The organism is Mycobacterium sp. 1245852.3, assembly GCF_001669335.1.
In the GTDB taxonomy this organism is placed as follows: Bacteria; Actinomycetota; Actinomycetes; order Mycobacteriales; family Mycobacteriaceae; genus Mycobacterium; species Mycobacterium europaeum_A.
On the sequence record NZ_LZLL01000564.1, the window covers coordinates 1 to 9,064 of the forward strand.

A 9,064-nucleotide genomic window follows, 5' to 3' on the forward strand; every position below is an offset into this window, starting at 1 on the left:
CATTGCCGCCTTGGCGGTTCCCAACGTGATCATGCCTTGCCGGGGACGGCGGGACAGCACCGTAGTGAGATAGATCACCGCCAACCTCGTTTCGCCCGCCACGGTCGCCGACCCGACGGCGAACTCGCTGTTGACGGCCGAAGAAGTAGGCCAGCTCGGGGCGACAAGTCCCATGGGGCGGCTCGTCACGCCGGAAGAGGTGGCCAAGGCGGTGGCGTTTTTGGCCGGCGAGGATTCCGGTTTCATCACTGGCCACTGCCTGGAGGTCAATGGCGGCCTCGCCATGGATTGACGGCCGATCCGTCCGGAAAGGGGTGCGGCGTGCACACGATCGATCTCGCTTACGTCGGGCGTGGCATTCACGAGGAGCTGATCGCCCACGTCGCCGATCAGGAGGGCTACTACCGCGACGAAGGTGTGCACGTCGCCATCCGCGACGGGGTCGGCTGGCAAGCACAGCGGCTGCGCCACGTCGCGGTGATCGGCCTGGGTCGGGCCTTGCTGTCCCGACTCAACGACGGGATCGGCTGGAAGGCGTTGAGCGTCAACACCGATCGCCCGCTGTTTTGGTTCCTCGGCAATGCCGAGGTCAAGTCCATGGCCGATCTTCGCGGGCGGCGCCTGGCCGTGCACGCTGCCGATAACCCGCCGGGCGCTTTCGCCCGGATCGTGTTGCGCAAACACAGCTTGGACCCCGACCGCGACCTGCACTGTTTGGTGCGGCATCCCGGTGACTATCAGATGGACCTGCGCCGGCTGCGCGACGGTTCGATCGATGCCGCCTACGTGGGCAGCACGCTGTCCCCCGAACAGGTCGCCGCCGAAGAGGGCTTTCACCTGCTGGCCTGGGTCGGCGATCACTTCCAGATCCCCACGGTGGGCGTCGCGGTCGACCCGGTCCACATTCCACCGGATAGCCCTGCGCTGGGGCCCTCGTCCGGGCCAATCAGCGCGCGCTGCGACTGTTCGCCGAACACCCAAGCCGCGCAGTCGAATACGTCAACTGGTTCCTCGATCGGCTCACGCCGCAAGAAGCGCAACGACACTACGAGCGCTACGTCGGGCCCTACTTCACCCCCCGACTACCGGGTGGACCTGCGCGTCGCGCAGCAGTCGATCGACGCGGTCGCACGCGAACTCGGCATTGCCCCGGTCGCGGCAGCCGACTTCTACCGGACCGGCTAGTCACAACGGTCGCGCCGAGCGTGCATTCCTGGCGGCAAATCAGCGAAACTTCACCGTGAGAACACGTTCGGCGCGCCGCAGTTGCCGCGGTCGGACGCCCCGACCGGCGGCTAGGCTGCCAGGTCGTCGGCGCGGCGCGCGGCGGCCGCCCGCTTCCCGCTCCGCCAGCCGCGCACGGCCGCGATCGCTGACTTGAGGCCGCGACGGCGCCCGGTGGCCGGATCGGTGCCCAGGAACCCGGGTTCGAGTTCGTCGAACATCCGCTCGCTGCGGGTCTCCGGGGCGTTGTCGGCGTCGTCACGCAGGTACTTGTTCGGCAGCGAGAGCTTGGCCAGCGTGCGCCACGTCTTGGCGTACTGCAACAGGAAAGAGCCTGTGGTGTAAGGCAAGTCGTACTTGTCGCACACCTGGCGCACCCGCACCGAGATCTCGTGCAACCGGTTGCTCGGCAGGTCGGGATACAGGTGGTGCTCGATCTGGTGGCACAGGTTGCCGCTCATGAAGCGCAGCGCGGGGCCGGCCTCGAAGTTGGCGCTGCCCAGCATCTGACGCAGATACCACTGCCCCTTGGTCTCACCGATCATGTCGGTCTTGGTGAATTTCTCTGCGCCGTCGGGGAAATGGCCGCAGAAGATCACCGCGTTGGCCCACACGTTGCGGATCACGTTGGCAACGGCGTTGGCCTTCAGCGTGGACATGTAGGTGGCTCCGGGCGACAGCGAGGTCAGCGCCGGGAACGCGACATAGTCCTTGAGCACCTGTCGACCGGCCTTGGCCAAGAACTCGTCGACCCGTTGGCGAGCCTCGTCGTTGTCCATCCGCCGCTTGGCGATCTTGCCGAGCTCCACATGCTGCAGGCCGACTCCCCATTCGAAGAGCAGCGCAAGCAGGGTGTTGTACACCAGGTTGAAGAGGTTGAAGCGCTTCCAGCGCTGGTCGCGGGTTACGCGTAGCAGGCCGTAGCCCACGTCGTCGTCCATCCCGAGGATGTTCGTGTACTTGTGGTGCACGAAGTTGTGGGTGTAGCGCCAGTGCTTGGACGACCCGCTCATGTCCCACTCCCACGTCGAGGAGTGAATCTCCGGGTCGTTCATCCAGTCCCACTGGCCGTGCATGACGTTGTGGCCGATCTCCATGTTCTCGACGATCTTGGCCACGCCCAGGGTCACCGTCCCCGCCCACCAGGCCGAGCGCCGCGAGCTGGCGGCCAGCAGCAGCCGGCCGGTCACCTCCAGCGCGCGCTGGGCCGCGATGGTGCGGCGGATGTAGCGGGCGTCCCGCTCGCCGCGCGAGTCTTCCACGTCCTGGCGGATGGCATCGAGCTCAACGGCCAGGTTTTCGATGTCGGCGTCCGTCAAATGGGCGAATACGTCGACGTCTGTGATCGCCATCGTCGTCATCTCCCTGCGGTGGTGTTCGGTCGTAATCGTGTTCCAGACCTACGCTATCGTAACCTACGAATCCGTAGGTTACCAGTGAGTAGCCTTTATATGTCGAGCACGCAATCGCCGGAAGCGGCGGACACGCAGGTCTGCACCCTGGTCCCCGGGTCGTGCTCCTGGCCGGTCCGCAGATCGCGGACGTGACCCTCCACCAGGCCGACGACGCACGATTGGCAGATCCCCATGCGGCATCCAAAGGGCATCTGCACGCCGGCGCTCTCCCCCGCATCCATCAACGACGTCGCGGCGTCGGCACCGACGGTGCGCCCGCTGCGGGCGAAGGTGACGGTGCCGCCGGCGCCGCTGGGTGCGGCCTTGGACACCGCGAACCGCTCGAGGTGCAGCTGCTCGCCGATGCCCGCGGCCGACCATGTCCGCTCGGCCTCGGTGAGCATGCCTTCCGGACCGCAGGCCCAGGTCTGGCGTTCGCGCCAGTCCGGCACCTCGTGGTCCAGCACGGAGAGGTCGAGCCTGCCCTGGCTGCGGGTCTCGCGCAGCCGCATCCGATAGCCGGGGTGCTCGTCGGCCAGGGCGGCCAATTCCGCGCGAAACATCACGTCGGATTCGGTGGGCGCCGAGTGCAGGTGGACGATGTCCCCAATCTGGTTGCGGCGCACCAGTGTTCGCAGCATGGACATCACCGGCGTGATCCCGGAGCCCGCGGTGACGAACAGGATCGATGGCGGCGCGGGGTCGGGCAGCACGAAGTTGCCCTGCGGCGCGGCCAGCCGCACGATCGTGCCCGGCTCGACACCGGCCACCAGGTGCGACGACAGGAATCCCTCGGGCATCGCCTTGACCGTGATCGTCACCGTGCGGGCCGGATCGGCCGCCGAGCGCGGGGTCTTGCCGGCCGGGGTCGAGGTGAGCGAATACGACCGCCAGCGCCAGCGCCCGTCCATCAGCAGTCCGATGCCGATGTACTGGCCCGGCTGGTAGTCGAAGTTGAAGCCCCAGCCCGGCTTGATCACCAGGGTCGCGGAGTCCTCCGTCTCGCGGCGCACCTGCAGGATGCGGCCCCGCAGTTCGCGCGCCGACCACAGCGGATTGGCCAGATGCAGGTAATCGTCGGGCAACAGCGGCGTGGTGATACGCGCGGCGAGCTTGCGCAGCGCATGCCAGCCGGGATGCCGGTCCGCGCCGGCGACAACAGGTCGCTTGGTGTCGACGACGTTGCCCGTGATCGATGGGTTACGTCTGCCCAGGGGAAGCTCCTGCTCACTACGCGGCATCTGACTGACGCTCACATTGTGATCGATTCTGTGTGCTTCACGAAACCTACGGTACCGTAACCTACGGTGTCGTAGCTAGCGCTGCGGCGAGGACTGCCTCACATTCGGCGTCACATCAGCTCCAGCAGAAATGGCAGCTCCTGGTTGGCGTACCAGGCCAGATCGTGGTCCTGGGCGTCGCCGACGATCAGGTCGGCATCCTCGTCGCCCAGGTCGGCGGCGTCGACGGCCTCGATCGCCCGCACCACCGCCGATTCGGCGGCGGCGTTGTCGACGTAGGCGGCGATCACGTGATCAATCGCAACCGGGCCGGCCAGCCTGACCACGGCGTCGTCGAGGTCAGGACGGTACGTGACGCCCTCGACGTCGGCGGCCAGCACGGCTCGGCGCGGCGGCGGCGACCCCGACGGCGCTTCGGCCCCCTGGGCCGCCAGCAGGCGCAGGGAGGCCAGCGCCGCCTCGCGCAGTGCGACGTCGGCGAGCTCGTCGTCGTCGCCCTCGGCGTAGGCCTCCCGCAGGGTCGGCGTCAGCGCGAACGCCGTGCCATTGACCGGCCACAACGAGCCGTCGGCGACCAGCTGCTGCAGCATCGGCACCGTGGCCGGGATATAGACGACGGTCATGGGGGCTAGATCAGCGTGGCCGCGTAGTCGGCGACGTACGTCGACAGCTCACGCGGCGGGCGCTGGTAGTTGCCGCTGACGACGGGACGCCGGGGCAGCTTGACCTTGGGCGTCTCGACCTCGCGGTAGGGAATCGTGGACAACAGATGGGCCATCATGTTCAGTCGCGCGTGTTTCTTGATATCGGATTCCACCACGTACCACGGACTCTCCGGGGTGTCGGTGTGCACCATCATCTCGTCCTTGGCGCGTGAATAATCCTCCCACCGGTATACCGATTCCAAATCGATCGGGGACAGCTTCCAGCGCCGGACGGGGTCGTTCAGCCGCGCTTTGAACCGGCGCAGCTGCTCGGCCTCCGACACCGAGAACCAGTACTTGCGCAGCAATATCCCGTCGTCGATGAGCATCTGCTCGAAGATCGGCGTCTGCCGCATGAACAACGCGTACTCCTGCGGCGTGCAGAAACCCATGACCTTCTCGATGCCCGCCCGGTTGTACCAGGACCGGTCGAACAGCACGATCTCGCCCTTGGTGGGCAGGTGGGCGATGTAGCGCTGGTAATACCACTGGCCGCGTTCGCGATCCGAGGGCACCGGCAGCGCGGCGATGCGGGCGATCCGTGGGCTGAGGTACTCGGTAATCCGTTTGATGGCACCGCCCTTGCCCGCGGCGTCGCGGCCCTCGAAGAGCACCACCACCCGCGCCCCGGAATAGCGCACCCATTCCTGCAGCTTCACCAATTCCGTTTGCAGCCGGAATAATTCGGCTTCGTAGACCTCGTCGGTGATCTTGCGCACGGGCGGGGAAGCCGACTTCTTCTTGTTCGGCTTCGGCGGCGCTCCGTCGCTTTTCGCGGTGCTCACAGCAACGAATGATAGCCCCACGCAGGGGTTTTCACCGCAGACTAGGACCGGGAAGCCTCCAGCAGTTCTTCGAGCGCTTGGTGCAGCAGGCCGGGCAGCAGCTCGACATCGCTCATGGCCTCGCGGTCGGCGTTGATTCCGTAGTACAGCTCGCCGTTGTAGGACGTCACCCCGATGGCCAGCGCCTGGTTGTGCAACAGCGGGGGCACCGCGTACGTCTCGAGCAATTTGGTGCCGGCGATGTACATCTGCGACTGGGCGCCGGGCGCGTTGGTGATCAGCAGGTTGAACGTTCGCCTGGAGAAGCTCGGGAAACCGGTCGCCACCCGAATGCCCATGGCGTGCAACGTCGGTGGGGCAAAACCCGACAGCGTGACGATGGTCCGGGCGTCCACCAGATGCGCGGCCGTCGGGTTCGACTCGGTGGCGTGGGCGATCTGCGACAATCGCACCACGGCGTTGGGCTCGCCCACCGGAAGGTCGACGAGGAAGGGCATCACCTGGCTGATCGCCTGACCGGGGCCGCTGGCGTCGAGGTCGCCGTCGTCATACACCGGCAGCGGCGCCATCGCCCGCACGGTCGCGGTCGGCGACACCGCCACCCCGCGCGACATCAGCCAGTTACCCAGGGCGCCGGCGATCACGGCGAGCACCACGTCGTTGACGTCGCAGTCGTAACGCGCGCGCACGGCGCGGTAGTCCTCGAGGCTGCCGCGGGCGACGGTGAAGCGCCGATGCCGTGACACGGTGGCGTTGAGCGGGCTGCTGGGCGCGGCGCGTCGGGCCGCGGTGCGTACGAAGTCGACGGCCCGGCGACCGGCGTCGAGCAGCTCGGTGTGGCTGGTCACCAGGCCACCGATCATCGAGCCGACGGCCTGCAGCTGGGCGCCCGGGCCGGTGACCCACTCGCTGACCGCGCCCAACATCAGCCGGGTGTCGCCGGGATCGCGCTCCGGTACCCAGATGTCCTCGGGAAACGGTGGCGGGCGTTTCGTCCGGTCGGCGATCACGTGGTTGATCTCCAGCGCGGACATGCCGTTGATCAGCGCCTGATGCGACTTGGTGTACAGGGCCACCCGGTTCTTGGACAGGCCCTCGACCAGGTACATCTCCCAGAGCGGGCGCGACTTGTCCAGCGGCCGCGCGGCCAGGCGCGCGATCAGCTCGTGCAGCTGCTCGTCGCTGCCCGGCGAGGGCAACGCCGAACGCCGGACGTGATAGGTGATGTCGAAGTCGTTGTCGTCGAGCCACACCGGCCGGGCCGTGCCGACCCGCACTTCCCGCACCTTCTGCCGGTAGCGCGGTATCTGCGGCAGCCGCTGCTCGACGGTGGCGAGCAGCGTTTCGTAGCTCAAGCCCGAACGGGGGCGGCGCAGGATCGCCAGCGATCCGACGTACATGGGGGTGGCGGTGTTCTCCAGCCGAAAAAACGATGCGTCCGGCGGGGACAAGCGACTCACCATGCGGCGCTGTCCTCCTGGTCAGTTCGTCGCCCGTGTGCGGGGGCCCCGGGCCCTGGGGGCCCCGTCCCGCCCACGGTAACCGGGCGCCGCCGCGCTAACTCCGCGTGGGTACGCGTGCGGACGAGTTGTGCCATGATGACCACTGACTAACCACTGTCTGCCCCTCTCCAGCAGGCTTGCGGTCCGGCCGAAGACTTGGAGAGTGCGCGTTGAACACCAATCCGGTTGCTAATCCAGCTGACGCTTTCACCGTCATACCAGTCGTCGATTACGAACCGCCGACGCAGGACGTGTCGCACCCCGCCCCGCAGTGCCGTCAACCCTCGCGGTCCCCGTTACGCCGCCGCAGCGGCCACGCAGCGCCGCGGCCCTATACCGGCCCGCCCAGCAGGGCGGCCGCACCGGATCGCGACCCGGTCATGTCCGCGCGGCTGCGTCAGGCGGCCGTCTTCGCCGACGCCGCGCTGCGCCGGGTGCTGGAAGTCATCGACCGGCGCCGTCCGGCCGTCCAGCTGAATCCGCTGCTGGCCCCGAGCCTGGTGGATTCCGTGGCCGCGGTCGCCCGCTCGGCGGCGGGCCAGGCGGGCGCTCGGCGCGGTGCGGCGGTGCTGCGCCGCATGCGGCTGCAGCCGGCCGGTCACCGGGACCCGGACTCGGCGGCCGAAGTCTTCGGTTCCTATAGCCGCGGCAACCGGATCCATGCCATCGCCTGCCGCGTCGAACAGGTCAGCGCGGCGGGAAGCACCCGGTGGATGGTGGTGGCCCTGCACATCGGCTGACTGGAGGGCTGAGCCGGCCGGGGTCAGGCCGGTGCGGCGCCGGCCGGCCGCGGGCCGCCGACGTAGCGGGTGAGCACCGGCCCCACGATCGCCATGATGAACACGTAGGACGTCGCCAGCGCGGCGACCGCGGGCAACGACTTGCCGGCCAAACCGATGATGATCAGCGAGAATTCGCCCCGGGCGATCAGCGCGGTGCCCGCGCGCAGCTGCCCGCGCCGCGCCACCCCGTCGTGCCGGGCCGCGAACACCCCGGTGGCCACCTTGGTCGCCGCGGTCACCACGGCCAGGATCAGCGCCGCCGGAAGCATCGGAACCAACTCGTGCGGGTCCACCGAGAACCCGATGGCCAGGAAGAAGATGGCGGCGAACAGATCCCGCAGCGGGCCCAGCACCTGGCGGGCCCGCTCGGCCGTCTCACCGGTCAGGGTCAGGCCCACCAAAAACGCGCCGACGGCGGCCGAGGCGTGTAGGGACTCCGCCATGGCCGCCACGATCAGGGTGATGCCCAGCACCCGCAGCATGAGCTGTTCGGAGTCCGGGTGCTCCACCAGCCGGTCGACGTGGTGGCCCCACCGGTAGGACGCGGCGAACGCGGCCACCAGGGCGCCCACCGCCACGACCATGCCGCCGACGGCGTGCAGCCACCCGCCGCCGGATGCCAGGACCGCGAACAGCGGAAGGTAGGCGGCCATCGCGAAATCCTCGAGCACCAGCACCGACAGCACGGCCGGCGTCTCCCGGTTGCCGAGCCGGTGCAGGTCCTCGAGCAGCCGCGCGATGACGCCCGACGAGGAGATGTAGGTGACGCCGGCCAGGCACAGGATCGCCACGCCGTCGAGCCCCAGCAGCCAGCCGGCGATCGCGCCGGGCGCGGCGTTGAGAACGATGTCGACGGCCGCCGACGGCAGATGGTGGCGCATGCTGGCAGAGAATTCGGCCGCCGAGAACTCGCAGCCCAGGGTCAGCAGCAGCAACACGACGCCGATGGGCGCGCTGGTCGTGATGAACTGCCCGCCGGCCGCCACCGGCAGAATGCCGCCGTTGCCCAGGGCCAGGCCGGCCAGCAGGTACACCGGGATGGGCGACAACGCGAATCGGCGTGCGGCGGCGCCCAATACGGCCAGGGTGGCCAGGAGGGCGCCGAGTTGGAGCAGCAGCGTCCCCGAAATCTGCACCGGCTCAGCCTTTGTCGATAATCTTCTCGACGCCCGCGATTCCGTCTTCGGTGCCGATGACTATCAGAACGTCTTGGACGTGCAGCATTTCGGAGGGCCCGGGTGAGGCGAGCACCTCCTCGTTACGCACGATCGCCACGATGGATGCCCCGGTGCGGGTGCGCGCCCGCGTGTCGCCCAGCGGGTGATCGACGAACGGGCTGTCGGCCAGGATGTGCACCTGGCCGGTCTCGAGCCCGGGGATCTCCCGGGCCAGCTCGGTGAACCGTTCGGCGATCCGCGGCGCCCCCAGGATC

At 68.3% G+C, this 9,064-nt stretch carries 10 protein-coding genes; 3 read left to right on the plus strand and 7 right to left on the minus strand.

Annotated elements, in window-relative coordinates; translation table 11 throughout:
• Positions 1-130: 130 nt before the first annotated feature.
• Both A9W96_RS30910 and A9W96_RS26305 read left to right on the plus strand, forming a co-directional pair.
• The gene (locus tag A9W96_RS30910; protein ID WP_231999912.1) at positions 131-292 is read left to right on the plus strand and encodes an SDR family oxidoreductase; all 162 of its coding nucleotides are present in this window, start codon (positions 131-133) and stop codon (positions 290-292) included.
• Between the two features lie 29 nt (positions 293-321).
• The gene (locus A9W96_RS26305; RefSeq protein ID WP_231999913.1) at positions 322-1,185 is read left to right on the plus strand and encodes an ABC transporter substrate-binding protein; all 864 of its coding nucleotides are present in this window, start codon (positions 322-324) and stop codon (positions 1,183-1,185) included.
• 110 nt (positions 1,186-1,295) lie between these two features.
• Here the strand turns inward: A9W96_RS26305 and A9W96_RS26310 are convergent, their stop codons facing one another.
• The 5 genes from A9W96_RS26310 to A9W96_RS26330 form a co-directional block, all read right to left on the minus strand.
• Entirely contained in the window at positions 1,296-2,576 is a 1,281-nt protein-coding gene (locus A9W96_RS26310) for a fatty acid desaturase (protein ID WP_066881909.1), read from the minus strand.
• A 95-nt stretch (positions 2,577-2,671) separates the two neighbouring features.
• On the minus strand, positions 2,672-3,859 hold the full coding sequence (locus tag A9W96_RS26315; protein ID WP_369830878.1) for a ferredoxin reductase: 1,188 nt from the start codon (positions 3,857-3,859) through the stop codon (positions 2,672-2,674).
• Positions 3,860-3,969: 110 nt separating this feature from the next.
• On the minus strand, positions 3,970-4,482 hold the full coding sequence (locus A9W96_RS26320; RefSeq protein WP_067144222.1) for a hypothetical protein: 513 nt from the start codon (positions 4,480-4,482) through the stop codon (positions 3,970-3,972).
• Positions 4,483-4,487: 5 nt separating this feature from the next.
• Entirely contained in the window at positions 4,488-5,348 is an 861-nt protein-coding gene (ppk2, locus tag A9W96_RS26325; RefSeq protein WP_067144224.1) for a polyphosphate kinase 2, read from the minus strand.
• Between the two features lie 41 nt (positions 5,349-5,389).
• Complete coding sequence (locus A9W96_RS26330; protein ID WP_066868037.1) at positions 5,390-6,811, minus strand: wax ester/triacylglycerol synthase family O-acyltransferase; 1,422 nt, start codon at positions 6,809-6,811, stop codon at positions 5,390-5,392.
• A gap of 209 nt (positions 6,812-7,020) precedes the next feature.
• Between A9W96_RS26330 and A9W96_RS26335 the strand changes: the two genes are divergently transcribed.
• Positions 7,021-7,590 carry an Rv3235 family protein gene (locus A9W96_RS26335; protein ID WP_231999914.1) on the plus strand — a complete coding sequence of 190 codons (570 nt, stop codon included), beginning with the start codon at positions 7,021-7,023 and terminating at the stop codon, positions 7,588-7,590.
• A gap of 23 nt (positions 7,591-7,613) precedes the next feature.
• Here A9W96_RS26335 and A9W96_RS26340 read toward each other — a convergent pair whose 3' ends face one another.
• Both A9W96_RS26340 and A9W96_RS26345 read right to left on the minus strand, forming a co-directional pair.
• Positions 7,614-8,768, minus strand: coding sequence for a cation:proton antiporter (locus A9W96_RS26340; protein ID WP_066868044.1), 1,155 nt, complete (start codon positions 8,766-8,768; stop codon positions 7,614-7,616).
• 4 nt (positions 8,769-8,772) lie between these two features.
• Positions 8,773-9,064 (minus strand): cation:proton antiporter regulatory subunit (locus A9W96_RS26345; RefSeq protein WP_197499659.1); only part of this gene is annotated, 292 nt, incomplete at its 5' end.

Bases quoted from the DNA above. Each gene is read 5' to 3' on its own strand.
- A9W96_RS26320 (WP_067144222.1), bottom strand. From the start codon at position 4,482: ATGACCGTCGTCTATATCCCGGCCACGGTGCCGATGCTGCAGCAGCTG.
- A9W96_RS26310 (WP_066881909.1), bottom strand. From the start codon at position 2,576: ATGGCGATCACAGACGTCGACGTATTCGCCCATTTGACGGACGCCGAC.
- A9W96_RS26330 (WP_066868037.1), bottom strand. From the start codon at position 6,811: ATGGTGAGTCGCTTGTCCCCGCCGGACGCATCGTTTTTTCGGCTGGAG.
- A9W96_RS26315 (WP_369830878.1), bottom strand. From the start codon at position 3,859: ATGCCGCGTAGTGAGCAGGAGCTTCCCCTGGGCAGACGTAACCCATCG.